Source organism: Pyrobaculum calidifontis JCM 11548 (assembly GCF_000015805.1).
Classification (GTDB): domain Archaea; phylum Thermoproteota; class Thermoprotei; order Thermoproteales; family Thermoproteaceae; genus Pyrobaculum; species Pyrobaculum calidifontis.
The window spans coordinates 1,644,597-1,670,536 of sequence record NC_009073.1; the positions used below are offsets into that span (position 1 = coordinate 1,644,597).

The following is a 25,940-nucleotide window of genomic DNA, read 5'->3' on the forward strand; positions in this document are numbered from 1 at the left end:
AAATACAGTTTTTACCTTCCTCGCCGTGGCCGAAACCCTTTCTACAACAGAACTCCTGGAGAAGATAAACCGCCTTGTTGATTTACTAGAGCGCGCATTGGTAAAAAGGGAGCTTTATCCGCCTAGGCTGACTAAGTACGAGATAGCCCGCATAATAGGGGCTAGGGCCACGCAACTGGCGATGGGGGCGCAGCCACTTGTGGATGTAAGGCAACTGGGCACAATAGACCCAGTGCTCATAGCCATGGAGGAGCTGAGGCAGGGGCTTCTAGACTTTATAATTGTAAGAGAGCTACCTGACGGGAGGGCTATACGTGTTACGCTGAAGGAGCTTCTCGACCTTGAGAAATCTGTTTAATCGGCCTTATAACTACAGCATTTCCATAGTAGAGAAACTCGTGGCCTCCCTTAACCATCCTTTTTTCAAATCCCCCTAGCTCTACCTCGTCCATGACGTAGTATATAGTGTATTTGTCGGTTTTATACACCTTGTACTTCACGCCTTTTGGGAGTTCCACCGACATTAGCCCCCTAGGAAGAGACTTGCCAGCTTCTCCTCGTCCAACTCCTTGGCGGCTCCGCTGTACTTTATCCTACCTGTCACAAGCACGTAGGCCCTGTCGCCTATTTCAAGGGCCTTTCTGGCGTTCTGCTCCACGAGAAGGATGGAGATGCCCAACTTGTCCCTAATCTCTTTAATGGCGTGGAAAAATTCGCCGACGAGCTTAGGCGCAAGCCCCGCGGTGGGCTCGTCCAGCATCAACAGCGTCGGCTTCTTCATGAGGCCGAGGCTTATTGCAAGCATCTGCCTCTCGCCGCCGGAGAGAAACTTGGCCTTCCTATCCCTCAGCTCTCTGAGTTTTGGGAACAGGGAGTAGACCTCTTCGATTCTCCTACTAACCTCGTCTCTGGGCAGGCCGATAGACGCCGCGAGTAGGTTCTCGTAAACTGTCAACTCGCCGAAGACGTTGGGCGTGCCGAAGTTGTTGGGCGACTGCATCACGTAGGCGACCCCCATCTTCATGACCTCGTGCGGCGGCTTCCCAGTTATGTCTCTACCAGACAGCACCACTCTGCCCCCGAAGACGTCCGCCATGCCCACCACGGCGTTCAACAACGTGGATTTCCCCGCGCCGTTGGGGCCAAGCAGTACCACGATCTCCCCCTGACGCACGACCAAATCTACGCCAAATAACACGTGAAATTTCCCATACCCAGCGTCAAGCTTCTCCACTCTCAAAACCTCCGCCGACACGAGGAGGGAAATCGGAGGAGTTAATAAGCGTTAATTGTTTTATACTTGAAAAAAGGTGGTTCTATGGCGTCCAAAACTCTCTACATAGCAATTGTCGTTGTTGTAATATTGCTGGCCGCCGTGGCGGCGCTTCTGCTAATGGGAGGAGGCCAACAGCCGCCTACTCAAACAACAACCGTCCAACCCACCCAAACTACCAGCCAAAAGGTGTTTAAACTTGGGGCCCTACTGCCTCTCACAGGCGGCTTCAGTAGCTATGCAAAACTTGCACAATGCGCTGCGCAACTCGCAATCGACGATCTAAATGCCGAGTATGGGAGCAAGGGCATAAAGTTTGAACTATACGTGGAAGACACGCAACTTGATCCAAACATCGCACTACAGAAGTTACAGTCGCTGTACGCAAGAGGCGTGAGGGCGGTACATGCGGGGTTGACCAGCAGAGAGGCGTCAGGCGAGAAGCCCTTCGCAGATCAAAACAAGATCATACTATTCAGCGCGTGGTCTACCTCAAGCCTCCTAGCCATACCCAACGACTGGCTATATAGAATAGTTGGGACAGATGCGAAGCAAATAAAGGCCATCGGCGCTATTATAAAGCAACTGGGCGTAAAAAACGTCGCAATAATCTATAGAAAGGACACATACGGCGAGGGGCTATACCTAGAGTTACAGAAGGAGGCAAAAGCACGTGGATTTAACTTAGTAGCCGCCGCGTCGTACGACCCAGACCCCAAAGTTTTTCCACAAGCAGCGCCAGAGGCCGTGAGGTCAATCTCCTCTAAGGTAAAAGACCTAGTGGGGCCGGACTTTGCACTAGTAATAGTGTCTTTTGAAGACGACGGCTCCGTCGTATTAAAAGCCATAGGCCAAGACCCAGTTCTCTCAAAGGCCAGACTCATAGGAACAGAGGGCATGGCGTTCTCCCCCATCTTGCTCAAGGAGGCGGGAGACGTCATGGCCAACGGCAAAATCATAGGGACAACCAACTGGGCCTTACCCACGACCCCAGAGTACCAAGACTTCTACAAGAAGTTCAAAGCCAAGTGCGGCGCCGAGCCCATAACCCCCGCGCCCCAGTCATACGACATAATCAAAATGCTAGGCGAAATAATGGCCACAATAGGCACAGACGACCCAGACAAGGTACGCGCCACGCTCGAGCAGTGGGGCAAAGAAGGCAGATATAAGGGAGCCACAGGCGTAGTGCTACTAGACGAAAACGGCGATAGGGCAAACCCCAATTTCCTACTATGGGGAGTCACGTCGAAAAACGGCACACTTACCTACATAGAAGTAGGCTACTACGACTATGACAAAGACACCATAACATTTACACAAGAGGGACAACAATACTTTAAATAATATAACAAATTTTATATAACACTTTTTCCCAAGGCCCAAACTCTAGTAAAATCAAGCAACGGTTTAACGAGTCCACTACCATAAACACGGGCGCACCTTACTGACTCAGAACCTCGCCTTTGGCCCTTCTTGCAGGAAACAAGAGGGGGTATGCGGGGGGTGGGATTTGAACCCACGCAGGCCTACGCCACAGGGTCTTAAGCCCTGCCCCTTTGACCTGGCTCGGGCACCCCCGCCGATAGTGAATACACACGGGGTTTTAAACTTAACCCGTGGTCCGGGGCAAAGATGGTGTCAAAGCTTATAAACAGTCTATGTAGTTAATCACAGCGGCGGTAGTCTAGCCTGGTTTAGGATGGCGAGGGCGCAACCCCCACAGGCCTCCCAAGCCGTTGATCCCGGGTTCGAATCCCGGCCGCCGCATGTCTGAGTTTTACCACGCCGTGAGACGCCGGGCTGGTTTTTAATATTCCGGGCTTCTTCTTTTCGTGTCTAAGGAGCTCATAGTGAGTAAAATTGAGAACGGCACAGTGATAGACCACATACCCGCTGGCAGGGCTTTGATGGTTTTGCGGGTCTTGGGGATAACTGGGAGGGAGGGGTTGCGCATCGCCCTTGTGATGAACGTGGATTCGCGCAAGCTTGGTAAGAAGGACATCGTCAAAATTGAGGGGCGGGAGTTGACGCCAGAGGAAGTGAATATAATCTCGGCGGTAGCGCCAACCGCCACTATAAACATTGTGAAGAATTTCGAGGTGATTAAGAAGTTCAAGGTGTCGCCCCCCGAGGTGATAAGGGGGAGATTCAAGTGCCGCAACCCCATGTGTATAACAAATGCGCCTAGGGAGCCCGTGGTCCCCACGTTTTACCTCGTGAAGAGAGAGCCTCCCCTCTTTGTATGCGCATACTGTGGCCGATATCACGAGCTTAGCGACTTGATATGAAGGCGTTAATTGACGCTGGCGTCGTCAAATTTGGAAGATTTGTCCTCTCTAGCGGCATTGAGAGCCCTTTTTACGTAGATTTGCGGAGGGCCTTGGGGCACCCGGACTTAGTCAAGTGGGTGGTCTCGGGATACCTCTCTGCGCTCTCTAGGCTAAAGTTCGACGTTTTGCTGGGAGTTGCCACTGGGGGAATACCCTACGCCTCCATTTTGGGCTACCTTCTACAAAAGCCGTTTGGATATGTGAGAGCAGGGGCCAAGGGCTATGGAACAATGCAGGCCGTCGAGGGGGCAGATGTGGCGGGGCTAGCCGCGGTTGTTGTAGACGACGTGTTGACCACTGGGAATAGCTTGATAAACGCCATAAAAGCCGTCAGAGAGGCCGGGGGCGAGGTGGTGGGCGCCTTGGTGTTCCTAGACAGAGAGCAGTGCGGGTCGCAAAACGTTAGGAGAGAGACGGGAGTGGAGGTCTTCAGTGTGTATAAGATGAGGGAGCTTTTGGAGACATTGAAGCCGTATATCGGGGAGGGGCACTACCGCGCCGCGGTTGAATACTTGGCTAAATGGTCTTGTTAACCCTCGGCAAGTTGCTACACTTCGTACATCCCGAAATTAGCCACAGGCTGGGGGCCCTGTTGTTCTCAGCCCCGTTGCCCAGCTGTCGATGTAGAGAGAGGTGGCGTATAGGCGAGGTGGAGGTGTGCGGCCCAGTGGGGGTAGCCGCTGGCTTAGACAAGGGAGGGATGTACGCCAGGTTTCTCTCCTTCTTCTGTCCCGGCTTCGTGGTCGTGGGCTCCACGCTCCCGAGGCCTAGGCGGGGCAATAAGCCGCCTAGGATGGCCAGAGTGCGCCCCTACTCCCTGGTGAACGCCATGGGGCTCGGCTCCCCCGGCCTGCCCGTGGTGGTGTCGAGGGTGGCCAAGGTAAACTACCCGCTCTTCATAAGTCTAGCAGGCTTCACCGCCAAGGACTTCCTAGTACAACTGAGATTTCTAGAGCGGCACTTTAAGCCAGCGGCCGTTGAGATAAACATTTCAAGCCCCACGTACAAGGGCTTTTGGAAAACCGCGCCGCAACTGGCAGAGGTGGATATACCCATATTCTTGAAGGTGGGCCCCTCTGCCGACTTGCCGTCTGCCGTGGCACAGGCGAGGAGGGCAGGGTGGGGCCTCGTTGTGACCAACACCATCCCCGTCGAGGACCGCCGAATTAGCGTGGGGCGAGGCGGCCTCAGCGGCTTGCTGTTGTACAGATACGGCTTAGAGGCATTGAAAAAGGCTAGGCGCCTCGCAGGGAAAGATATTGCGATTATCTATGTCGGCGGCGTCTTTACCTGTAGACAAGTGAGGGAGGTTTTGGCCTACGCAGACGGCGTCGAGGTCTTAACCGCCGTGCTGTACTTCACCCCCGCTATATTGAGGTGGCTTAACCAGTGTGGACGCAGTTGACATTGGCCCTACGCGCCGCCTCCACCAACGACCTTATGCCGCGCCAGTGGGAGCCCACCCAATAGACCCGGCCACAGGAGATACAACGCCAACATTTCTCGCTGTACACGACATGGCCGACGATTCGCCCAGCTTCTCCACAGTCTATTTCCACTAACTCGCCGCCGCATATGGGACAAGCAGTTTTTACAAACGGCGGAAGGCCCATGGAGAGAAACGCTGCAATCCACTTAACGTGGTCGTCGGTCCTAAGCAGAAGGGCCGGCCCCCTCCTAGCTCTGAAGACCTCCTCGTCGCGGGTTACCACTAGGCACTCCGTCCGCAGAAGCTCGGCATCGTCGAGGTCGGGCGCATATGCGACTCTTAGCCCAAACACTATGCGCAACAGTCTGGCAAGCCAACCGAGCATCGAGTCCACGTATATACAATCGAGGCGCAGAGGCCCCTTGTACAAACAGTCTACCACGACTTAAATATCTCCCTTATCTCCTCCCAAGACAGCGGCGAGCCCTTGCCCACCTCAGACACCCTCGAGGGGCCGGGCAAGGCCGCCACTATCTCATCAACGTTGCAACCGCCCCACTTCTCCGCCAACTCCTTCGCCAGCCTACTCTTCTCAACGTTCCCAGGGGTCACCACGACGTATTTCTCCGCGAGTAAGGGAGCCGACTTAGGCGGCGCGGCGACCACTCTCGCCGCCTCGCCGTCGCGTCTACAGCCCACGGCGAGTTCCAGTCTCACGTTTCTCACATACTCCCTCTTTCCATACACCATGAACGACCCCCTCGCCAAGTACTGGCCGGCCGGCGGCTGCTTAGACACTTGCTCCCCCCTGGCGTAGTAGACGTCGATCGCGTGAATGCCTATCTTCCACGCCCTGCTATACGCCGCGGCGAACTGGGCCACTTGGTGCACCTCAAGGGGGTCCTCTATGGGTGGCGCTATTACCACAGAGGCGCCGGGGATATCCGCGTGGAAGAACAGGTAGTGATCCTTTAAGTACTTCCGGACAATGGACTCGTTCTGAGAGGCATCGCGGCCGCCCAACACCGGCCTCTTCCCAGTGGTCACAGTCCAGTGGTACTTCTCAAACCACTCCCTCTCAACCACAGCCTTGACAGACGACTTCACCTTCTCCTCCGCCTTCCTCTGCTCCTCCACCAGCTTAGCCAACTCCCCCCTCATCTTGTCTAGAACTGCCTGCGCCTTGGCCGCCTTCTCCTCCAACTCCTTGGCCTTCTCAAACAAGGCAGAGATTTGGCGCCCCAACTGTACATCTCGCCTAATCTCCACCTCGTCGCCCTCTGGCAGAATTATCTTTACTCTAGTTCCGTCTACGTATACTACACGTATACTTGATTCGGAGCCAGCCAAGGCTTGCTCTACCTCGTACTTATACACTAACAGCCTATGGGCAAGAGCTTTGAGCCTCGCCGCCTCGCCTCTGTACTCAGGAATTTTCCTCTCCAACTCCTGTATGCTCGCCTCCAGCCGCCTCCGCCTCTGCTCTAGCTCCCGCGTAGCCGACGCCTTAGCCGCCTCCAGCTCCAGTGGGCCAAAGTAGAAGTCGAGGGCAACCCAGAATGAGTCAAACCGCCTCACCTCGTCGCACTTGGCGGCCACAGGCACAATGGGGAGGACGGTCACAGCGGCGCCGCCCCTTATGCACACAGACGGCTCAAGCCTCCCCGCCGCCACGTCGTCCACGATTTTCTTCAACGCGGCGGCTAGCGCGTGGGGGTCAACGCCGGCTCTAGCAATGAGCTCATCGGCGAACTCAGGTCCAGTCCCAACTCGCCTAATCAAGCTACGCCTCACATCTGACGGATCTATCGCCTTTGCCACCTCCTCCACCCCGGCCCTCAAGACGTCTACAAACACAGCGGGCGGATAGGTGTAGGGAGCCCCCGCCTTGAGCTCCCTGTCCTTCCCCCTATAGCTGTGGAGAAGCCACACAACTCTGCCCTCCCTAACCGCGACAACGTTGAAAGGTTCCAATAGTTCAACTACGAGCGTCCCAGTCTCAAAGTGGAACTCCACAATGCGGTCAAACCGCGGGAGGCCAACCCACGTAAGCCGCTCGCCGCGGAAAAGCCCCCTCAAAGTCTCCGCCCCCTCATGCGTCTTCTCAGGAATTAGCCCAGTCAAAGAGACCCTATGCCTAGTGATAGTCACAAAACCCTGGCCAAACTTAAAGAGGAATCCCGCCGCCGTCCTGTAGACGTTTTCCACATGTGCTCCAACAAGCCTCGACATCTCCACAGACGAGGCCAATAAGTCAAGCGCGGTTAATACAGTCTTCACAACCAAACGTCAACTCCCGGCTTTAAGACAGTTTAACGCCGTGGCGCTCCAACACCTCCTTCATAAACAACGCATCTTTGTCCAACAGGGGGGATTCGCAGATAAGCGTAATAGCCATGTCCCTTTCAGCCAACTGTTTTGCAAGCGGCTCAAAGGGCGGCCTCCCCACTTCAACAGGCTCGTGCTCGTCGACAAATTTCCCATTGCGATATCTAACAGACGTGAAATGTGTATGCATATGCCTCCCCGGGAACTCCCTATTCCACAAATCGAGGACAGCCCCATAGTCGATAGTTCCGTTGTTCCTCGCGTATAAGTGCCCCCAGTCTATCACGGGGGTGACAAACGTCAACTCCTTTGCGAGAGAAAACGCTTCCTCCACGCTCCCAAACTGGTTCTTCCTCGCCGTGATCTCCACGCCGATGTAAACGCCAGAGGGCTCGCCCGCCTCCCTATACGCCTTAGCCAGCTCCTCCCTCACCTTTTCATAACACCCAGAGGGGCCGAGCTTGCCATAGTAGGCGGCGTGGACGACAACGACCCAGGCCCCCATATGATACGCCCTGTCTAACGAGTCTACAAGCCTCTGCCGAGACTTCTCCACCTTATCCGCCTCATCCGAGCACAAGTTAATAAAGTACGGCGCGTGGACAGACAACAGTACTCCGTGATCCTGAGCGGCCTTGCCAACCTGTTTAGCGAGCTCGCGCGACATGCGGACACCCTGCACGAACTCCACTTCCATGGCGTTTAAGCCCAGCTCTCTCACCACTCTGACTGCGTCCAGCGTAGACTTCGCCTTCACCACGTACTGTGGGATGCCGGCTGGACCTAACCACACCTTCGCCATGCTCTACATATTATATTACCTAATTAAGTTTCAGCCGTGATGGAGGCCCCGCCATTTGACAAAAGCTTGGGGATGCAATACTACGCCACGGACACTTGCCCGGCCGGGGGCCGTATCAAGGAAAGGGTGGAGGATTTCGTCGTGGAGGAGATCCTCAAAGACGGCACTGTTGTCTCTGTCAACGGCGTTGCGCTCACGCCGAGGGTTGGGAATTGGACGTGGATTCACGTCGTGAAGAGGGGCGTGGACACTCTTAAGTTTGTGTTAAGGTTGGCCAAGGCTCTTGGGGTAAATCCACGCGACATATCTATCGGCGGCATAAAGGACACTAGGGCGGTCACTTCGCAGATAGTGTCTGTGAGGGGAACCGTCTCCAGCCTGCCCCAGATCCCCGGGGTAGAGTTCTTAGGCATGTGGCCGATGGATAGGCCTATTACGCCGGCGGAGATATATGGGAATAGATTTACGATTGTTGTCAGAGGCGTGGATAGGGCGGACTGCGCCGCTGAGGCGCTTGCCGCTTTGGCCAAGACGCCGATTCCCAACTACTACGGCTATCAGCGCTTCGGGACTGTGCGCCCCGTGGGCCACCTCCTCGGCCTAGCCCTCTTGAAGAAGGACGCCGAGGCGTTCTTCGACGTCATGTTTTGTAAAATATTTCCGCGGGAGTCCGAGGCCGCCAAGAGAGCGAGGGAGTTGGCGTGTAGGGGGGAGTACGCCAAGGCGCTGGAGGCTTTTCCCAAGAGGTTTCTCGAGGAGAGGGCTTTTCTGAGGAAGCTGGTGGAGGGGGCGGACCTCTGGAACGCGGCGATGGCTATACCGGGGCAGATCCTCAAGATCTACATAGAGGCTGCCCAGTCCTACGTCTTTAACCTCTTTCTCTCGAGGCGGATGGAGCTGGCGCCGCTGGAGCCCGTGGAGGGGGACTTAGTGGACGTGGGGGGCCAAGTGGCGTACTACGTGGAGGGCCTCGCGGGGGATCTCGTCTTGCCCGTGCCCGGCGCGGGGGTTAAGATGCCGAGGGGCAGAGTGGGCGAGGCTCTTGTAAGAGTGGTGAAGGACCTAGGCCTCGACCCAGCCCTCTTCTTGAAGATGCCGAGGGGCTTGAGGGCGTATGGTAGCTATAGGCGCGCCCGGCTGGACGTAGGCCAGCTGGAGTACAAGGTCGCCGGCGGCGAGGTGGAGATACGTATGACTCTGCCGAGGGGGAGCTACGCCACTGTGGTATTGAGGGAGGTGGTGAAGCCGGTCGACCCCGCCGCGCATGGGTTCTAAAACATTTATTTTACCGTCTAACTTGGGGCGTGGTAGTGGCACTGCCGGCGGACGAGAGGCCTCCGGTGCCTAAGAAGGACGCGTTGATAGTTTTGGCGGTCCACAGCTACATCCCCTCTCAGGCAAACCCCCGGGCCGAGCTCCTTGAGACAATTTTACAGATCTTGGAGGGGCGCCACGTGTCGCTTACTTTCTCGATGCCTAAGTCCTACTTTGAAAAGGCCGTGAAAGTGATGGGGCTAGACAAACTGGCGGCTAAGTACGGCGCCAAGATAGTGATGCCGCATCAAAGTGCCACATATAGGCTGGAGCTTCAGTCGCCTCTGGGCAACAAGGTCCGCGTAAGAGCCCTCGAGGCAGCCTTCGACGAGTCACTACTGAAGATAGTCGTTGCGATGCCCGTCAGCCACCCCCAGACCATTCTCTACTCCACGATGACCACCGCCGCGTTGCAGATACTGGAGCCGAAAGATTCGCAAAACCTCTACGAGGGGTTCAGGGCCTTGTACAAGTACATCGCAGACATATACAAGCTGGAGAAAAACACCCTCTGCATCGCCGACGGGAAGTACGTCATCGAGGGAGACGGCCCCATCAAGGGCTTCCAGCGCTACTGGGGGGTGCAAGTGGTGGGCGAGAACTGCGCAGAGGTGGACTACGTCGTCGCGAGGGGGCTGGGGGTAGACCCGGGGGACTTGGGCTACCTCTACTTCTACTACGATGGGGCAATACCCAAGATCGACGTTCCAGAGCTCGTCGAGAAGAACCGGCTAAATATTAAACTGACGAGCAACGTTGGCATACTGCTCAGTTGGAAGAAAGGCTGATGATGAAAGCGTTGGTGGAAGAACGGTGACTGACGACGGACGGACTGACGGCCTCCGTGGGAAAAGCTTATAAACTGCGGCTGTAGGGGGTGCTATGGCAAAGCGTGGCGGCAAGAGAACGGTAGGCGTCCCGTATAGGTTCCACGTGACTCCTGGCATATTTATGAACAGCCTAGTCCCCGTGGCTGACAACTCTGGCGCGAAGCTGGTTAGAGTGATAGGCGTCGTTGGCCACTACTCTAAGTCTGTGCATAGGAGAATTCCGGGCGCCGGCGTGGGTGACATGGTGGTAGTTGTGGTGAGGGAGGGGAAGCCCGAGTTGAGGAAGCAGATTTTCAGGGCGATAGTGGTTAGGCAGAGGAGGCCCTACAGGAGGCCGGACGGCACGTGGGTGGCGTTTGAGGACAACGCCGTTGTCATAGTTACGCCCGAGGGAGACCCGAAGGGCTCTGAGATACACGGCCCCGTGGCCATGGAGGCGACGCTTAGGTGGCCCACAATTGCAAACCTAGCCTCCATAGTGGTTTAGTTTCACTCCACTCTCCCCACGCACTTTGTTAAACACAGCATATTTATCTACGCAGAGTCAAAACCACGTGGAAGCGGCTGTGGAGATTTTAATCCCGCGGCTTAGGAGGCTTAGCCCGGCGAAGAGGGCCGCCGCCCTGTACAAGCTGAGGGAGACACTAGACGAGGAGGACTTCAAGTACGTGGCCGCCTTGCTCGCCGTCGACTTGAGCGTCGGGGAAAACCCGAGGCGATGGGTTGCCGTAGACCCCGTCGACGTGGTAGAAGATGTGGAGGAGTTGGCCGAGGACCACTTAGAGGGCCGCGTGGAGACAATTGAAGTGGTAGAAGACGACGAGTATGTGGGAAAGAGAGTTGTGGAGAGGCTATGGAAGTCGACTATTTAATTGAACGCCTCGGCAAATACTTGGGAGGCATAGACGTGGAAAAGGTCAAGGCATCCCTAGTGCAGAGCTCTGACGCCGCGTTTCGGATCTTGGGCCTAGACTCAGAGCCCGTGGACGTCTCCGCCCTAGAGTGTAGGAGGGTAGCCACTTTTCTAGAGGTTTACAAGGAGGAGGAGAAAAGGCTGAGGGCCCTCTACCGCGAGTTAAAGGCCCTCGGCATTTCTCCAAGCGACTTAGAGACGCTTAGGCGCAGGATCAAGGCCGCTAAGAGAAATGTGAAAATATACCGCGATATGGCCAAGAGATGTTCATCGCAGGTCAGTATCTTCACAAGTCAGACCCCAGAGTTGCAATCATCAAAATAGAGAGGGGGAGGGAATTTAAATCCCATCTAGCGGGTAGCTTTGAAACTTTTATCTTGATATGCGTATTGTGACTCATATATACCCCGCCGCCCTGTCTTCTGTACTTCTCCAACACGGGGCTTGTCCTCTGACAAGACCTCGGCCAGGCTACGGTCGGCGAATAGTTGGACCATGAAGTGATATTTGTGCCCCCTTATGCCAGCGTGGCGCGAGGGGGTCACGTCACATGAGATAGCCGAAGACATGTGTAAAGAGGAGGTCGAATTTCGACTCGCGTACGGCGGCCTGCCTCGCAGAGAGCATAGCTGGGCGGTTTTTAAAATGTGGGTACAGCGTTAGGTGCCGAGGGTCCAGGAGGATAGATACTGTCTCTGTTCTTCTGTCATTTCCTCTATCTCTATGCCCATGGTCTTTAGCTTAAGTCTTGCCACTTCGCGGTCGAGCTCGTCGGGGAGCTTGTAGACGTCTGGCGCCAGCTTGTTTTTGACTAAGTACTCAGCCGCCAAGGCTTGGTTTGCAAACGACATGTCCATGACCTCGGACGGGTGGCCTTCGGCTGCCGCTAGATTTACAAGCCGCCCCTCTGCGATGAGGTACACCCTCTTGCCCCCTGGGAGAGTGTACTCGTCTAGGTAGGGCCTAATCCTCCTCTTTGCCGTTGCCACTCTCTCCAGCCCGGCTACGTCTATTTCTACGTTGAAGTGGCCCGTGTTGGCGAGCACAGCGCCGTCTCTCATCTTGAATATGTGGCCGAGGTTTATCACTCGTACGTTCCCTGTGGCGGTTATGAATATGTCGCCTACCTCAGCTGCCTTGTCCATGGGCATGACTTCAAAGCCGTCGAAGACGGCCTCAAGGGCCCTGATTGGGTCTGCCTCCACTACGATTACGCGGCGGGCGCCGAGGCCCCTTGCCCTCATTGCCACCCCCCGCCCCACCCAGCCGTAGCCAGCTACTACGACCACTTTGCCTGCGATTAACAGATTTGTGGCCCTGAGAACTCCGTCCCAGGTGGACTGCCCAGTGCCGTATCTGTTGTCGAATAGGTATTTTGTGTAGGAGTCGTTTACGGCGATTATTGGGTATACCAACTTCCCCGCCTTTTTCAGGGCGCGTAGCCTAATGACGCCTGTCGTAGTCTCCTCAGTGCCCCCTCTGAGCCCCGCCACGAGTTTCTCTACGTCGACTCCGCCGGCTGTCTCAGCGACGTAGTTCAAGCTCTCGTCCTTGACCCCGTGCCAAAGCTTGTGTATTGTCGCAGTGAGGTCGGCGCCGTCGTCCAACGTAATTGTTGGATAGAAGGAGATTGCAAAGCCTATGGCGTTGTAGTACTCCCTCTCCGACATGCCCCGCCACGCGTACACGTGGATCCCCTCCTCTGCAAGAGCCGCCGCCACGTCGTCTTGCGTAGAGAGCGGGTTTGACGGCACTAGGACAACCCGCGCGCCGCCCGCCGCCAGCGTCCTAACCAACACGCCGGTCTCCTTTGTCACATGGAGACACGCGGCTACTGTTTGGCCCACCAGCGGCTTCTCTTTCTCAAACCTCCGCCTAATTTCCATGAGCACCGGCATATTCCGCTCAGCCCAGTAGAGTTGCTCCCTCCCTCTACTGGCCAGCGAGGGGTCTTTTACGCGCGACTCCATAGTCTCCCATTTTGCCAGGGTTAAAATATTGATACCACGGCGAATGATGACGGCGCCGACTACAAACACCTCGGTCTCTGCGTGGAAGTCGCCGTATCTAGCTCGGCGCATTTCGGTTGCATCTCCTGTTGACAAAAGTATATTAAGCTGTGTCTGGGGATTGGCATGGTTCCGCGGGTTAGGACGTATGTGCCTGGCCTAGATGAAATTCTATTTGGAGGAGTACCTGAGAGAAGCGTAGTGCTACTGAGCGGCGGCCCGGGCACTGGCAAGTCCATTCTGGGGAAGCAGTTCCTCTTTAATGGGCTTAAGAGGGATGAGCCCGGCATCTTCGTAGCCTTGGAGGAACACCCCGTGGCTGTGCGCCGGAGCTTCCGCCACTTTGGCTGGGACGTGTCTCAGTACGAGAAGGAGGGCAAGTTCGCCATTGTAGACGCGTTCACCGGCGGAGTCGGCGCCGCGGCTCAGAGGGAGAGGTATGTGGTTAAGCAAGTGGACGATGTGCACGAGCTCAGCGACGTGCTTCGACAGGCGATAAAGGAAATCGGGGCCAGGAGAGTCGTTGTAGACTCGGTGTCTACGCTTTATCTCACCAAGCCGGCGGTGGCCCGGTCCACCATAATGTTGCTAAAGCGGGTATTGGCCGGGCTCGGTTGCACTGCCTTTTTCGTGTCGCAGGTGTCCGTGGGCGAGAGGGGGTTTGGAGGACCTGGCGTAGAGCACGCGGTAGACGGCATCATAAGACTTGACTTAGACGAAGTCGATGGAAAGCTGTACCGCTCCATAATAGTCTGGAAGATGCGCGACACTAAGCACTCCATGTTGAGACACCCAATGGAGATAAAAGACACGGGGGTGGAGATCTTTTGGGACAAATACATAAGGATCTCTGGCACCTCTGTAAAAGTGGAGCAGTTGTCAAAGGAGGAGGTGGAGGCCATGCGTAGGGCCGTGGAGGAGGCCGAGCGTCAAACAAGTCAAGCAAGGCAACGAAAAGTTGAAATAGAGGTAGAGGAGGAGTAGCAATGTCGGAGGTGCCCCTAAAGCCGGTGGGCCGCGAAGACATTCGAAAGCTTGAGTCAGCGCTGTTGGTCATGTCGTTGTTCGACAGAGAGGTTTTAGAGGCTATTAAAAACCCCGCGGAGAGAGTGACGTGGGTAGACTCCCTTTACACGGCGGCTGCGGCGCTCGCCAGAGAAAGGGCGGGGCTTCCAGCCTCTAAAATCGCCGAGGAGCTCGGCGTAACAGAGGCTACTGTGAGACGGCATTTAAAGGGAGAGACAAAGGCTGGGCAAGTGGTCTTAAAGGTCTACGAGAGGTTGGCCAAGGAGGGGTTTAAGGTGGAATTGCCGCCAGAGCTCGCCGGGGCCGATAAGTGCAGAGAACTTGTAGAAAAGATAAGGAAACACGTGGAGGAGATTCAAAACCTGTTGTCCTCGTGGTCGTAATAATAAATGAGGTAAGAGACACGGGGGCCTTCGTGGCGTACGACGTGGTTAAAGGAGTTGACAATAGGGAGTACCCGCCGCCTCTAGTGGAGGAGATTCAGAGAGCGGTGGACGAGGCAAGGTCGTCGCTCTCCTTAGACACGTTGAAGGACCACCCGGTGATTAGGGCCTACCGCGACTTCTACTGGAGAGTGGTGAAGATAGATCCTACAAAACAGAGACCAGCGCAAGAGGCGCTTCTGCGCCGCGTTCTACGCGGCGAGGCGCTTCCCAGGATTAGCCCAGTCGTGGACGCGGGCAACGCCGCGTCGATAAAGTTTCTAGTTCCCATAGGCCTTTACGACTTGGCCAAGGTCAAGGGCGAGGTCTTGCGGCTGAGGTGGTCGAAGAGGGGCGAGGTGTTTTACCCCATAGGCGGCTCCCCCGTGGAGCTCGACAGCCAGATAGTGCTGGCGGCTGATGGGCAAATACTCCACTTATACCCATATAGAGACAGCGTAGAGACAAAAATCGAGCGCGATACCAGAGACGTGTTAGTAGTGGTGGCAGGGGTTCCCGGGGTGGAGCTGTCGAGGCTGATAGACGCCGCTTTATACCTGCGGAAACTCTTTTCGTTGCTAGGCGGAGTAGCAGAAGGCGAGGTGCAAATCGCCTAGGAAACGCCCGCTTTTTCCAGAAACGCGTCCACGAGCTCCTTCACTGAGGGCCCCTCAACCACCTTGAGGCGCCATCCAACCCTGGCAACTGGCCTATCTATTCTTATCACCCTCTCTATCTTGGCCGGGGAGGCTATTACCACGAGGTCGACGTCCGCCCTCCTAATGGTCTCCTCCAAGTCTCTCCGCTGTTCCTCGGTGTAGCCTAGACTCGGCAAAACGGGCCCCGTGCCGTACTCTTCGTAGATCCGTCTAATTACGCCGACTGCGTACGGCCTTGGATCCACCACTACTGCGCCGTGTTTAACTGCGGCTATGTAGCCAGCGGCGTAGGGCAGACCCCCGTGGGTCACCGTGGGCGCGTCTTCTATCACGAGGACCCTCTTCCCAGCGATGTCTCTATCCACATACACCTCCAGATCCGCTTTGACCACCACGGCCCTTGGATTGACCTTTTTCACATTGGCCACGACCTTTGCCACGTCCTCCGCGCGGGCGTCGCTCACTTTAGTTATCACAACGGCATCTGCAAGCCTTAGGTTCACCTCGCCTGGAAATGACCCAACCTCGTGGCCGGGCCTCCGGGCATCTGTCACAGTTATCATGTAGTTCGGCCGGAAAAATGGAAAATCGTTGTTGCCGCCGTCCCACAGCACTACGTCGCCAAGCCTCTCCGCCTCCCTTAACACTCTGCCATAGTCAACGCCAGCGAGGACGGGCACGCCCATTTCCACATACTGCTCGTACTCCTCCCGCTCTTCAAAGGTGAGCTTATCCAAGTCCTCAGGCCTCTTGTACACCTCAACAACCGCCTCCTCTAGCTCTCTGTAAGGCATTGGGTGGCGGACAACGGCGACTTTCAAGCCTCTGGCAGACAGCTCTTTAACCACTTCGCGGGATATGGTGGACTTCCCCGCGCCAGTCCTCGTCGCCGTGACGGCTATGACCGGCCTTATTGAGTCGAGGTAGGTGTCGTTAGGCCCGTGGATCCTAAAGCTCGCCCCGCTGGCCAACACCGCGGATATTATGTGCCCCACCTCTTCATACAACAAGTCGCTGTAAGCCAACACGGCCTCGTCTACGCGCAACTCCTTCAAATACCGCGTCAGCTCTTCATAGCTCTTCCATGTGTATATCGGCACGCCGTCGGGCGTGGCGGAGAGCGGCGGCGGATATCGTCGATTGGGTATCGGTATCTGGGTCATTAAGAATGCGACAACTTTATACTCCTTGCTCCCCCTGTAGACCATGTTGTAGACGTGGAAGTCGCGCCCAGCGGCGCCTATGATTGCGACCCTTCTCATATCTCTAGAGATCTATATACTATATAAGTTTTAAATAGGGCTATGCACAAAGGCCCGTGATAGTTTTCGGCGACGTCCACCTCGGCTCTCCACACTCCAGAGTAGAGGAGTTGAAGAAGTGCCTCGCCTCCCTCGGCCCAGAGAGAGTTGCAATAACGGGAGACCTCTTTGAAGACCAGTACAGGCTGGTGGGGAGAGAGGAGGCCATTAGGCTTATAGCAAAGGCCATGGACGTGCTCGGCCTACGCCCAGCGCAGTTATACATAGCCTTTAGCTCCTCATCCCACGACCCACAGTTGCCCGGCCCCCTGTGGGAGAAGATAAACGGCGCAGAGGTATACGCCTTCAACGGCGACATCTTTATAGAGGATTCGGAGGTGGTTGTGACACACGGCGACAGCGTCGTGAAAAGCGGCGTCGTGGCCTACTTAGTCGAGAGAGTAGACAGGGGGAGAATAGGCCGAGTCCTTAGGCGCAGGCTGAGCCTGAGAGATGGGGTGTGGATAGCCTATGGACACAGCCACGTGCCTCACGTGGACCTTGGCCAGAGGATATTGAACCCCGGGCCTTGGAAGATCTACGGCTTTAGGAGAATTAGGGGCGGGGTGTACGAGCTCCCCTCGGCCAAGCGGCTCTGCTAGCTACCTCCTGCCAACGCGCTCTGCCAGCCAAATCTCGAGTCTCTCAAGGGCCTCGGGCAGATGCCCAAGTTCTACGACATCCCTCTGCTGGGGACCCGCCTGCAAGCACTTCTCCCACATCACCCTATACTTCAGGTTTTGAAGGGCCACTCTCCGCACGTTTTCAACGCTTACCTCCTCAGGGTTAACCACGGCGCCTGGCCCAGCGTATGCCAGCCTATGTGCATAGCCCACGTACACAAGCTCGCCTGCCGCGTTGGCCAAGATTCTGCTTATAGTCTCTCTTCTACACGTGGACATGTTCAAAACCTTTGTCCTATACCCAAGCTTTGCCACCAAGGCCCCCACCACTGCGAACTGGTAAGAGGAGCCGGGGGGCGGCGGCACCACGGTGACGTCGGCAAGGGGGTTCTGCACGTCAAAGAGGAGATAGGTCCCAAGGTCTCGTAGGACGTATCTTCCAGCCGCTTCCCCCAGTATCATAGGGCATATATGGCCTCCAGCACCTGGTCAGGCGTCATGTAGCCGAAGTGTATATACCCACGGCCCTTGGAGAAGTCGTAGAAGAGCAGGGTCGGCGTCCCGTAGACTCCAACAGCCTCGGCGAGCTCTTCGCAGACCTTTAAGTCGTCTGCTGGACACTCGTCTGCTTTTACCCTTTCGCCGCTGTATATCCTTTTAACGAAGTCCAGCCTCTTTTCTGCCTCGATGCAGCGGAGGGCCCTGTGTAGAGACTCGGCGTCTTTATGGACCACGTAGTCGCACATTGCGTATGTTATCAAGCCGTTCTTGGCCATTTCTAGCATGACCTCTTCAGTCTCCTTGAAGAGCCTTGCGCAGAAGGGGCATTTCAAGTCGAAGAATACGACTACGGCCCTGTTCCCACTTCCCACTTTAATAGGCGCAATTTCCACAATTTTCTTAACCACCTCTGTCTTGACCACTGGGGTGAGGCTGGGCTTGCGTCTCCTGAATATCACGGCGTTAGAAACATATTTCCGTATAAAAATTCAGCCGTGATGAAGTTGGTCTTTTCAGAGGCGTGAAGAGGGGAACGAATGCTGATCCGACCCCCTCCTCCGCCCTGGGTTCCCCCGTGGGCGGGTCATTGGTTCCCCGCATCTATTCGTTGCCACATCTGTCATCTGCGGGGCAGTCGGGGAGGCCTGACTACCCCCATGTCGCAAGCCCGGGGGCGATCCCCCAGGCGACAACCCATGAGCGCGCCTCCCTCACCCTAATATTTATTAAACAACGGGGATCAAAGCGATCAGTGGGAAAAAAGCGGGGGGTGCCCAACCTCTTGCAAGCCTTTTTTCAATGTTTAACAGTGCCACTACGTCTCTCCAAGCCTCGAAGCCACATGTTGTGCACTTCATTCTTCTGTGTCCCACTTCTTCCATTTTCCTGCAGCACTTGGTGCGCGTTGTGGACGCGCCGCTTGGGTCCACCTCGACTACCATCACGCCGCGCTTCGCGGCTTGCCACTTGGAGAGGAGGAGAAGGGCTGAACAAAGAAGAGAAGAGAGTTGAGACACGGATTCGTCTTCTTCCAATTTTACTCTTCTTCAATAGTTTAAGAGGAATGGAGAATGTTGATAAATCCGGGCCTTCGCCCGCTTAATGATAAAGGTGGTCCTTCACCACACATGTAAGTCGTCGTATAACCTCTACAAGGCGCTACGCGGCGTGGCAGGCGTGGAGTTTGAAATGGCCGAGGCGCCCTACTTCCACTACTTGGCCAACTACGTCTTAAGCGTGCCGGCCGTATTTCTCGACGGGAGGCTCGTGTTGCTAGACCCCGTCGAGCCAGAGGACGTGCTCGCGCTAAGAGACGGCAAGACAGAGAAGGAACTAGCTGTAGACGAGGCTGTTGAAAATTTTGTAAATGGAGTTATGGCGAGTCAAGCCATCTTATCCGCCGTTGTTTTACACAAGTCGCTTAAGCCAATTCTGTTGCCGGAGCTAGTCGCAGTGCTCTCCCGGGCCAGATACCACGGACAGGAGCACAAGACTCCGCAGATAATGGAGGCGCTGAGGGAAAGGGAGAGAGGTATCTTGGAGGAGCGCTGGGAGCGCTTAATTAAGGTGTTGACGTTCGGCATGGTTAGAGAAATGTTTTGGCTCGGCATAGACGTGGACAAGGTCGAGAAGTCCCACGTGAAAATGTGGCTACTCGCAAAAGCCACTGTGGGGAGGCTGGGCCTCCCATACCCAAGGCCAGATGTCCCAAGCGACGTGGCCGACGCAGTGTACAACGTCTTGAGAGAATCCGGAAAGAGGTACATGGAGAAGGTGGCGGAAGAGCAGGGGCAGATTTTAAACGACGCAGAGTTCCTCTCATTATACAGGAACAAATAGTTTCAGCTAACTCTCCCCCCGGAGAAGTTTTAACTAAAGGGAATATTAATGAATGACGAGATATAATCAATGTACAGAGTCTTGAAGCTCAACGGCTCTGTGGAGCCCTTCCAGCCGGAGAAGCTGAGGCGCTCAATTGAGCGCGCGGCGCAGGACGCGGGGGTGGAGGTGGACGGGGCGGCCGACATCAAAGTGGAGAGAGACGTCGGCTCTTGGGAGCTCGCCGATTTGGTGCACGTGGAGCTTTTGAAGAAGGCGATTGAGAGGCCGGAGCTCGCCGAGGTGGCCAAGTCGCATCTCCTCGGCAGAATATACAAGGAGATATTTGGGAGAGACTTCCTGCGCGTTAAGTCTGACGAGGAGTACCAGAGGAGGGCCCTGGCGGCCTTTGAGAAACTGGCGGGGGTGATAAAGCCCGAGGCCTTGGAGCTCTTGAGGCAGCTGAAGCTGAGGCCCGAGTTCGACCGCTCGCTGAGCTACAACGCCCTTAGGCTCTTCACCAACGGCAACTACGCGTTGAGGAGGCTGGACTTCCAACTGGCCGAGACTCCCTCCATGGCCGCGGCCAGGGTGGCCACCGCAGTGGCGAGAGACGTGGAGAGGGCAAGGCTGTACTACGACTACATCACCTCGCTGAAGTTGATACCGGCGTCTCCCTACTGGTTCAACGCCTGGACTAGCAAGGAGATGTTTGCCTCCTGCTTCATTCTGATGATTGAGGATTGTTTGTCGTCAATCACACATCCTGGCAAGAGGTGTATCTACGATGTGTTGACCAGATCAGGTCTAATACAGCAGGCAGGAGGTGGTGTGGGCTACGACTTCTCGCTCCTAAGGCCCGAGGGAGACGTGGTGAGGGGCTCCGCGGGCGTGGCCTCCGGCCCCATATCCTTTATGAAGCTCTTTGACGCAAATGTGGAAGTCATTAAGCAGGGGGGCAAGAGGCGCGGCGCGCAGATGGGCACGCTCCACGTCTGGCACCCAGACATACGCAAGTTCATAAAGGCCAAGACGGGGGAGCTGAAGGACGTACACCTACAGAACTTCAACATCTCGGTGGTGGTGGATGACGCTTTTATGGAAAAGGCATTAGACGTAGATAAAGATCCCAACTATCCTCTTGTCAATCCAAGGATTGTTGTAGAAAAATTGGGGATTAAGCCGATAGAGGTGTTAGAGCTCACGAGAGAGGTGCAACTACCAAAAGATGCGACAGTGGGGTCAGTTAATGCCAAAGAGCTATTCAGAGAGATCGTAGAGGGCGCGTGGGACTCGGGCGACCCCGGCCTGATCTTCAAGTCGAACATGAATGCGTCGAACTCACTGTTGTATGTCAATGTAGATGGCGACAGATATGTGTGGTTTGGTACCAATCCTTGTGCCGAGGTGCCCGGCGCTGATAAAGACGTCTGCAACTTGACCCATATAAACCTTGTCAAATTTGTGAAAGAGGGGTGTAGCGGCCGCACGTTGGAGGAAAAACTGGAGTGTATAGACTGGGCAGGCTTGGCCGAGACAGCCCGCGTTGGCGTTAGATTTCTCGACGACGCCGTAGATATATCCACCACTGGGATGAAAGATGTAGATGAGACGTATCGGAAGATCCGCAAAATTGGTCTCGGCGTCATGGGTCTCGCCGAGATGTTGATAAAGTTGGAGATCCCGTACGCCTCTTGGGATGCCGTGACGCTAGTTAACAGAGTGTTGGCGTGGATCTATCTCAACGCCCTCGACGAGTCTGCAGAGCTGGCGAGGGAGAGGGGGCCCTTTAAGTACTTCCACCAGTCCGACTACGCGAGGGGAGTGATACCCGTGCTGAAGTACCAAGACTTCGTCTGGTCTCGGTGGGAGAGGGTAAGGGCGGCGTACCCGCCGGAGTACAGAGAGCTTGGGGACAGGCTAAAGGCCATAACCTACGAGACGAGGAGGTGGCTAGACGCCATGGCCAAGAGGTTCGGCAAGCCCACCCTGGCCGAGCTCTCGGAGAAGGTTAAGGGCGGGGTGAGGAACTCCGTGGTGATGTCCGTGGCCCCCACGGGCCGCACCTCCATACTGGCGGGCACCACCAGCGGCGTAGAGCCCGTCTTCGCCCTGGCCTTCCTCCGCAACGTCACCGTCGGCACCCTGGTGGAGTACTACTGGCCTGGCGTCGAGTATCTGAGGGCGAGGGGTCTCTGGACACCTGAGGTGAGGAGGGCGGTGGAGGAGAGCGGCATGTTGAGAGACGCCCCCGTGCCAGAGGACGTGAAGCACTTGTTGGCCACGGCGATGGAGATACACTGGGCCTGGCATGTACTGATGCAAGCGTCAGCACAGCAGTGGGTGGATCAAGGCATATCGAAGACGATTAATATGCCAGCTAACGCGACCAAAGATGACGTATATTGGGCGTTTGCTCTTGCATGGGCTCTTGGGGTCAAGGGGATAACGGTGTACCGCGACAAGTCTAAGTCTGTGCAAGTGATATACACGGGCATTAAGCAGGAGATCAAGAAGAAGCTCGCGGACACCAAGATAGTGGTAAAGCCGCTCTCCCTCGACGCCACAATCAGCGACGCGGCTGAGCAGGTCAAGCTCAAGGCGCTTGAGGAGGGCAAAGACCCCTACTGCAAGACCGGGGAGTGCGGCTAGTTTTACACGTAGGGTTAATATAGCGTGGATCTCCTTGGTCTATGCTGTGGATTGTTTCAAAGTCTGTTAGAATAGGTCTCGTCTTTGTCCTCTTCAGTGTTTTGTACGTCCTCTTCAACATATGGTGGGCTGGCCTGCTCGACGTCTATCCGCTTCTCGTGGGCGTATACCTCATGACATTTGTCTCAGTTACTCCGTACATCTTCTTAAACATAATAACGGCGGTTAGAAATAGAAGCGACGGCAGGTGGATAATCACCGTGGGTCTCTCTCTTGCCTTCTTCTCCTCGCTGATAGCGGCCATGGCCAAGCTGGGGGGCCTGCGGCACGTTATATCGCCGTTTGTAATAAGCCAGCTCCGCTATGATGGGACCCTCGCCCTGTCCCTAGCTCTGCTCGCCCTATCCGCCCTAGTCTACATAAACAGCATCTTGCCAGAGAGCCGCAGGTTAGCCAAGGCGCTATATTTTACGGCCACAAAAGAAGAGGATAAGGAGATCGAAGTCGTCTAAGTTCTCACTGACTTCTTCCATCTCAAGTTGTTCCGGGGCGGGTCATTGGTTCCCCCCATTGGTCGGGGTTTCATCCGTCATTTGGGGGGCGGTCGGGGAGGCCGGACTCCCCCCATGTCGCATGCCCGGGGGCGACTCCCCAGGCAACAACCCATGAACGCAACTCCCACCCACCCTATATTGATTAAACAGAGGGAATCAAAGCCACAGGTGGGAAAAATGGGGTCTTCGCCCAGTCCTCCGTGACGTTATTCAACTTTACTTTATCTAGAAATGGCGTATTCTGGCTTGGAGCTCCTTTCCCTTACTCCACGGCGGGCGGTGCGTCGTAGAGCGCTTCTTGGCGAGACGTTCCGCCTGTCTCCACAGCCGCACAGCCTTTCCACCGGCGTCTCCACCTTTTTCATCCACTGGGAATTGCCGTAGTAGACATACCGTTTGTTTATGTTAACAGTGATTACGCCCCTCGGCGTGATTGGCATAGGCCTTGGAATTTCCACCGATATGTAGAGGGACAAGTTGCCGCCGCGGTAGACCAGCCTAGCCTCCCTCCATTCTCCTTCCTTGTACCTCTCCTCCATGCCCACAATTCTCGTCCTATGCCCACCCGTTACATGGAGGTAGCCGTCTTTGACGCTGTAGGCGTCTCTGCGTAGCCGCATGTGCAACTTCCTCACTACTGGCGTCTTGCCCCTAGCTCCCTTAGCTATATACGACTTCACCACGGCCAACGCCTCTCTGTAGCATTCTTGTGCAATTACCGACGGCAGTCCCATGGCCTTCAGCGGCTCGTAGAGGGCCTTGTGCATCTCGGATAGCGTAGGCCCATGTCCCTTTGCCCTCGCCTCTTCTACGGCCCACTTTATCGCCATGTTTAACCCGCCGCGGTACCTCTTCAGCAACTCGATCAACTCCGGCGTGGGCTCCACCTTGGCCTTCACGGTGGCTAACAGCTTGTCTTTTCCACAAGCCATGGTTTGCCCATCTTGTACGGTGAGTTGAACAACTTCACGCAGACCGCCAGTGCTGGCGCGGCCTCATGTCTCCTCTCTATTCGCATCTCGTTAAGTCTTTGACGTGTCTTTGAGACTCCGGCGCTCCGTTTGTCGTCCCATGCCGGTAGCCGAGGGTTGGCCGCGGGCAAAGGCTTAAAACCTTAGCCGCTATGTGGGGTATGAGAGTTTGGAGTGGCGTGGGGAGTAGGTTGCAAGAGAGAGTACGTCGCCTGTACAAAAAGGCGAGGGGCATAGTGGAGGACTTGGCGAGGAAGACGGCGGTGAAGGCTGTGGCCTTGTCTCTGGCCGTGTTGGTGGGCGTGGTGCTGTTGGTCGACGTATTGCTCCTTTTCGTCGCGGCGGCGGGCATAGACTTGCCGTCCCTCGCCTACCGCGTCCCGGGGGCCAAGGGCTTTACTTACTACTCCGAGCCCCTCCTCGTCGCTGTGCCAGCCGCCGCCCTCGCCCTACTCGCAGCCAAGACCCGCAACCCCCGCCTCATGCTCTACCTCGACGCAGCTTTGTTCACAGCCGTGTTACTGGCGATGTCAGCCACATCCTTGGCCTTCTGCACCTTCTGCGCCCAGCAGTGCCACGAGCAGGGGCTTAAGTGCGGCTACGTCGAACTCGGCACCCTCTACATGTCAATCGACCCGTGCAAGTGCAAATCTTAGACTAACAGATTTGAAAATCCAAACCCAAATACCATCTCCCTTTCACCACTTTCAAGCACTCACAATCCTCTTCCTGAGATTCTCAAATTATGAACGGCGTTACGGGTAGGTAGTGGGATGTTCCAATTCTCTTCTTTGAGATTCACCCGGGAGGCAGTGTATATACAACGCATTAGCGTATTCCTTTCAATCCTCTTCCGGAGATTCGATAAACATGGCCGCAAACGCCTCCAAGGACGACGTGTACTCTTTCAATCCTCTTCTTGAGATTCACACCCGCTTCTTGGACGACGCCATTGACAGAAGCTGCACCTTTCAATCCTCCTCTTGAGATTCTATGTTTCTTAGGTATCGTTTTTGGTTGTTTTTAAGTTTTTCTTTAGCTGTTTTGTGGAGCGATGTAGAGACTTCTCGTGATCACTTCCTTTGCCTCATTGGCGACGTAGGGGTAGGTACAAGGCCCTCTGGAACGACATCGTAAAGCTGGCCAAGGCAGACGTGAGGAGGGTGGGCGAGCTCATTGGGAAGAGACATATTAGGGAAAAGCCGTGAAGCTGGCGGCGGGCGAATTTCGGAGAATTTTGAAGAGGCTAGTGGAGGAGGCCGGCGGCGACGCCCGAATGTTCTACTTCTTCCTCCCGCGGCTTAGGGGGCTACTCGAAAGGGCCATAGCCACAGAGGACGAGGCTATGGTCTACACGCTTTTGAAAACAGCGGGTGAGGGAGAGGCTCTCCGCGTGGCCTGGACATGCTTCAATAGTTGCAGATGTGTGTGAGAAAGCCACATGCGGAAAAGTGTGTAGAAGAGACTGGCCAAGGTGGTCCTTCCTCGCGGCGCATTGTCAATGACGGTGCTGTCTGTATTTTTGTGTTGGATGTGCACGCCGACCAGCGCCGCAGCGAGACGCTGGAGTAAGCTTAATCACAGCGAAAGTGGCGGCGCGCAAGTCGTAGCTGGCAGTGAAGGTGTGAGGCAGGAGCGTTTCGGGGTAAGGGTGCGTAGAGACTAGATAAAAAGGGCAAACGGTTCGGGCAACCCCTCTTCCCGCTCCTCTATGCTAATTCCACAGCTAGGTTACTGAACTTTACACGCCATTCTCGTCTCGCCTAAAGTTTATTTTTGTCTGCATGGGCTAGCTCGGCCCTTTTCTGAGGTCTTCAGTGTGTCGCGAAAATAAAAAAGATGGTGCGGCATTTTATGAGGGGGAGTAAGACAAGGAAAAGGCGGGCAGGTAATTAAATCAGTTGTATATTTCATTGTGGAGAACGCCCTGCTGATTAGGGAGTTAGAGGAGGCGCCGTATTATGAGCTAGTGGAAATCTTCCGCTTTGAGGTTGGGCGCCGCTATGTGTATAGGCTGGTTGCCGAGAGGGAGTACTTTGTGCACGTAGTGGCCTTGAGGGAGGCCACGTACGTCGAGTTTTGGCACCCCAGCCACGCTGCTCCTCTGTTGGTTTTTAAGGTGTCGGATAGAGAGGAGCTCGCAAGAGTGCTCCTCTTGCTTAAGTCGCTGGTGAGTAGATAA

The 25,940-nt window shown here is 55.6% G+C and carries 32 protein-coding genes and 2 tRNA genes; 22 read left to right on the forward strand and 12 right to left on the reverse strand.

The genetic code is table 11. The features are described 5' to 3' along the window. Window positions 1–25: 25 nt before the first annotated feature. Window positions 26–358, forward strand: coding sequence for a DNA-directed RNA polymerase subunit K (locus tag PCAL_RS09365; protein WP_011850448.1), 333 nt, complete (start codon window positions 26–28; stop codon window positions 356–358). Here the strand turns inward: PCAL_RS09365 and PCAL_RS09370 are convergent. Beyond that, entirely contained in the window at window positions 318–524 is a 207-nt protein-coding gene (locus PCAL_RS09370) for a hypothetical protein (protein WP_011850449.1), read from the reverse strand. The two genes, PCAL_RS09365 and PCAL_RS09370, sit on opposite strands and share 41 nt — an antisense overlap. Then, window positions 524–1,255, reverse strand: a complete 732-nt coding sequence (locus PCAL_RS09375) for a branched-chain amino acid ABC transporter ATP-binding protein (protein WP_011850450.1) — start codon at window positions 1,253–1,255, stop codon at window positions 524–526. The genes PCAL_RS09370 and PCAL_RS09375 overlap by 1 nt, the downstream gene beginning before the upstream one ends. A gap of 63 nt (window positions 1,256–1,318) precedes the next feature. Here PCAL_RS09375 and PCAL_RS09380 point away from each other — a divergent pair, with 63 nt between their 5' ends. Beyond that, window positions 1,319–2,620, forward strand: coding sequence for an ABC transporter substrate-binding protein (locus PCAL_RS09380; protein ID WP_011850451.1), 1,302 nt, complete (start codon window positions 1,319–1,321; stop codon window positions 2,618–2,620). A 151-nt stretch (window positions 2,621–2,771) separates the two neighbouring features. Here the strand turns inward: PCAL_RS09380 and PCAL_RS09385 are convergent. Continuing rightward, window positions 2,772–2,856 (reverse strand) — tRNA-Leu (locus PCAL_RS09385). 93 nt (window positions 2,857–2,949) lie between these two features. Here PCAL_RS09385 and PCAL_RS09390 point away from each other — a divergent pair. From PCAL_RS09390 to PCAL_RS09405, 4 genes are all read left to right on the forward strand, one after another. Beyond that, window positions 2,950–3,043: transfer RNA gene (locus tag PCAL_RS09390), tRNA-Gly, on the forward strand. A gap of 65 nt (window positions 3,044–3,108) precedes the next feature. Further along, window positions 3,109–3,564, forward strand: a complete 456-nt coding sequence (pyrI, locus tag PCAL_RS09395; protein ID WP_011850452.1) for an aspartate carbamoyltransferase regulatory subunit — start codon at window positions 3,109–3,111, stop codon at window positions 3,562–3,564. Continuing rightward, window positions 3,561–4,139 (forward strand): orotate phosphoribosyltransferase, encoded by a 579-nt coding sequence (gene pyrE, locus PCAL_RS09400; RefSeq protein WP_011850453.1) that lies wholly within the window; start codon window positions 3,561–3,563, stop codon window positions 4,137–4,139. The genes pyrI and pyrE overlap by 4 nt, the downstream gene beginning before the upstream one ends. Next, a complete protein-coding gene (locus tag PCAL_RS09405; RefSeq protein WP_011850454.1) occupies window positions 4,127–5,011 on the forward strand; it encodes a beta/alpha barrel domain-containing protein in 885 nt (294 codons plus the stop codon). Before pyrE ends, PCAL_RS09405 begins: the two co-directional genes overlap by 13 nt. Here the strand turns inward: PCAL_RS09405 and PCAL_RS09410 are convergent. The 3 genes from PCAL_RS09410 to PCAL_RS09420 are packed head-to-tail and all read right to left on the reverse strand — an operon-like array spanning window position 4,989 to window position 8,165. Next, window positions 4,989–5,477 carry a Mut7-C RNAse domain-containing protein gene (locus PCAL_RS09410; protein WP_011850455.1) on the reverse strand — a complete coding sequence of 163 codons (489 nt, stop codon included), beginning with the start codon at window positions 5,475–5,477 and terminating at the stop codon, window positions 4,989–4,991. The genes PCAL_RS09405 and PCAL_RS09410 overlap by 23 nt on opposite strands. Continuing rightward, complete coding sequence (rqcH, locus tag PCAL_RS09415; RefSeq protein ID WP_193322666.1) at window positions 5,471–7,315, reverse strand: ribosome rescue protein RqcH; 1,845 nt, start codon at window positions 7,313–7,315, stop codon at window positions 5,471–5,473. The genes PCAL_RS09410 and rqcH overlap by 7 nt, the downstream gene beginning before the upstream one ends. Window positions 7,316–7,337: 22 nt before the next feature. Then, window positions 7,338–8,165, reverse strand: a complete 828-nt coding sequence (locus PCAL_RS09420) for a TIM barrel protein (RefSeq protein WP_011850457.1) — start codon at window positions 8,163–8,165, stop codon at window positions 7,338–7,340. Window positions 8,166–8,201: 36 nt separating this feature from the next. On the opposite strand from PCAL_RS09420, the gene truD reads away from it, so the two are divergent. The 5 genes from truD (at window position 8,202) to PCAL_RS09445 (ending at window position 11,546) form a co-directional block, all read left to right on the forward strand. Beyond that, the gene (gene truD / locus PCAL_RS09425) at window positions 8,202–9,440 is read left to right on the forward strand and encodes a tRNA pseudouridine(13) synthase TruD (RefSeq protein ID WP_193322667.1); all 1,239 of its coding nucleotides are present in this window, start codon (window positions 8,202–8,204) and stop codon (window positions 9,438–9,440) included. Between the two features lie 29 nt (window positions 9,441–9,469). Next, window positions 9,470–10,267, forward strand: coding sequence for a DUF362 domain-containing protein (locus PCAL_RS09430; protein ID WP_193322668.1), 798 nt, complete (start codon window positions 9,470–9,472; stop codon window positions 10,265–10,267). A 94-nt stretch (window positions 10,268–10,361) separates the two neighbouring features. Next, window positions 10,362–10,796 (forward strand): 50S ribosomal protein L14, encoded by a 435-nt coding sequence (locus tag PCAL_RS09435; protein ID WP_011850460.1) that lies wholly within the window; start codon window positions 10,362–10,364, stop codon window positions 10,794–10,796. 67 nt (window positions 10,797–10,863) lie between these two features. After that, window positions 10,864–11,181 carry a hypothetical protein gene (locus tag PCAL_RS09440; RefSeq protein ID WP_011850461.1) on the forward strand — a complete coding sequence of 106 codons (318 nt, stop codon included), beginning with the start codon at window positions 10,864–10,866 and terminating at the stop codon, window positions 11,179–11,181. Beyond that, window positions 11,163–11,546, forward strand: coding sequence for a hypothetical protein (locus tag PCAL_RS09445; protein WP_011850462.1), 384 nt, complete (start codon window positions 11,163–11,165; stop codon window positions 11,544–11,546). Before PCAL_RS09440 ends, PCAL_RS09445 begins: the two co-directional genes overlap by 19 nt. A 335-nt stretch (window positions 11,547–11,881) precedes the next feature. Here the strand turns inward: PCAL_RS09445 and ahcY are convergent, their stop codons facing one another. After that, window positions 11,882–13,192, reverse strand: coding sequence for an adenosylhomocysteinase (gene ahcY, locus PCAL_RS09450; protein WP_011850463.1), 1,311 nt, complete (start codon window positions 13,190–13,192; stop codon window positions 11,882–11,884). 165 nt (window positions 13,193–13,357) lie between these two features. Between ahcY and PCAL_RS09455 the strand changes: the two genes are divergently transcribed. Genes PCAL_RS09455 through PCAL_RS09465 form a run of 3 tightly spaced genes read left to right on the forward strand, consistent with a single transcriptional unit; the run spans window position 13,358 to window position 15,296 of the window. Beyond that, on the forward strand, window positions 13,358–14,215 hold the full coding sequence (locus PCAL_RS09455; protein ID WP_011850464.1) for a KaiC domain-containing protein: 858 nt from the start codon (window positions 13,358–13,360) through the stop codon (window positions 14,213–14,215). Between the two features lie 2 nt (window positions 14,216–14,217). Further along, window positions 14,218–14,640, forward strand: a complete 423-nt coding sequence (locus tag PCAL_RS09460) for a helix-turn-helix domain-containing protein (RefSeq protein WP_011850465.1) — start codon at window positions 14,218–14,220, stop codon at window positions 14,638–14,640. Continuing rightward, on the forward strand, window positions 14,631–15,296 hold the full coding sequence (locus PCAL_RS09465; protein WP_011850466.1) for a B3/B4 domain-containing protein: 666 nt from the start codon (window positions 14,631–14,633) through the stop codon (window positions 15,294–15,296). Before PCAL_RS09460 ends, PCAL_RS09465 begins: the two co-directional genes overlap by 10 nt. Here the strand turns inward: PCAL_RS09465 and PCAL_RS09470 are convergent. Further along, window positions 15,293–16,600 carry a cyclic 2,3-diphosphoglycerate synthase gene (locus PCAL_RS09470; protein WP_011850467.1) on the reverse strand — a complete coding sequence of 436 codons (1,308 nt, stop codon included), beginning with the start codon at window positions 16,598–16,600 and terminating at the stop codon, window positions 15,293–15,295. The two genes, PCAL_RS09465 and PCAL_RS09470, sit on opposite strands and share 4 nt — an antisense overlap. A 56-nt stretch (window positions 16,601–16,656) precedes the next feature. On the opposite strand from PCAL_RS09470, the gene PCAL_RS09475 reads away from it, so the two are divergent. Beyond that, window positions 16,657–17,241: a hypothetical protein gene (locus PCAL_RS09475; protein WP_011850468.1), complete on the forward strand. Its 585-nt coding sequence runs from the start codon at window positions 16,657–16,659 to the stop codon at window positions 17,239–17,241. Here the strand turns inward: PCAL_RS09475 and PCAL_RS09480 are convergent, their stop codons facing one another. The 3 genes from PCAL_RS09480 to PCAL_RS11625 form a co-directional block, all read right to left on the reverse strand. After that, entirely contained in the window at window positions 17,242–17,724 is a 483-nt protein-coding gene (locus PCAL_RS09480; protein WP_011850469.1) for a hypothetical protein, read from the reverse strand. After that, the gene (locus tag PCAL_RS09485) at window positions 17,721–18,221 is read right to left on the reverse strand and encodes a DsbA family protein (protein WP_011850470.1); all 501 of its coding nucleotides are present in this window, start codon (window positions 18,219–18,221) and stop codon (window positions 17,721–17,723) included. The genes PCAL_RS09480 and PCAL_RS09485 overlap by 4 nt, the downstream gene beginning before the upstream one ends. 267 nt (window positions 18,222–18,488) lie before the next feature. Beyond that, entirely contained in the window at window positions 18,489–18,779 is a 291-nt protein-coding gene (locus PCAL_RS11625; RefSeq protein WP_011850471.1) for a zinc ribbon domain-containing protein, read from the reverse strand. 85 nt (window positions 18,780–18,864) lie between these two features. On the opposite strand from PCAL_RS11625, the gene PCAL_RS09495 reads away from it, so the two are divergent. The 3 genes from PCAL_RS09495 to PCAL_RS09505 all read left to right on the forward strand — a co-directional run bounded on the left by PCAL_RS09495 (window position 18,865) and on the right by PCAL_RS09505 (window position 22,745). Beyond that, the gene (locus tag PCAL_RS09495; RefSeq protein ID WP_011850472.1) at window positions 18,865–19,602 is read left to right on the forward strand and encodes a thioredoxin/glutaredoxin; all 738 of its coding nucleotides are present in this window, start codon (window positions 18,865–18,867) and stop codon (window positions 19,600–19,602) included. A 69-nt stretch (window positions 19,603–19,671) separates the two neighbouring features. Beyond that, entirely contained in the window at window positions 19,672–22,233 is a 2,562-nt protein-coding gene (locus PCAL_RS09500; protein ID WP_011850473.1) for an adenosylcobalamin-dependent ribonucleoside-diphosphate reductase, read from the forward strand. A gap of 41 nt (window positions 22,234–22,274) precedes the next feature. Next, window positions 22,275–22,745 (forward strand): hypothetical protein, encoded by a 471-nt coding sequence (locus PCAL_RS09505; protein WP_011850474.1) that lies wholly within the window; start codon window positions 22,275–22,277, stop codon window positions 22,743–22,745. 263 nt (window positions 22,746–23,008) lie between these two features. Here the strand turns inward: PCAL_RS09505 and PCAL_RS09510 are convergent, their stop codons facing one another. Further along, a complete protein-coding gene (locus PCAL_RS09510; RefSeq protein ID WP_011850475.1) occupies window positions 23,009–23,719 on the reverse strand; it encodes a hypothetical protein in 711 nt (236 codons plus the stop codon). A gap of 200 nt (window positions 23,720–23,919) precedes the next feature. On the opposite strand from PCAL_RS09510, the gene PCAL_RS09515 reads away from it, so the two are divergent. From PCAL_RS09515 to PCAL_RS09525, 4 genes are all read left to right on the forward strand, one after another. Further along, window positions 23,920–24,414 carry a hypothetical protein gene (locus PCAL_RS09515; RefSeq protein ID WP_193322669.1) on the forward strand — a complete coding sequence of 165 codons (495 nt, stop codon included), beginning with the start codon at window positions 23,920–23,922 and terminating at the stop codon, window positions 24,412–24,414. A gap of 426 nt (window positions 24,415–24,840) precedes the next feature. Continuing rightward, window positions 24,841–24,966, forward strand: coding sequence for a hypothetical protein (locus PCAL_RS11715; protein ID WP_264317707.1), 126 nt, complete (start codon window positions 24,841–24,843; stop codon window positions 24,964–24,966). Next, window positions 24,963–25,190 (forward strand): hypothetical protein, encoded by a 228-nt coding sequence (locus PCAL_RS09520; RefSeq protein ID WP_193322670.1) that lies wholly within the window; start codon window positions 24,963–24,965, stop codon window positions 25,188–25,190. The genes PCAL_RS11715 and PCAL_RS09520 overlap by 4 nt, the downstream gene beginning before the upstream one ends. A 483-nt stretch (window positions 25,191–25,673) precedes the next feature. Then, window positions 25,674–25,940, forward strand: a complete 267-nt coding sequence (locus PCAL_RS09525) for a hypothetical protein (protein ID WP_011850477.1) — start codon at window positions 25,674–25,676, stop codon at window positions 25,938–25,940.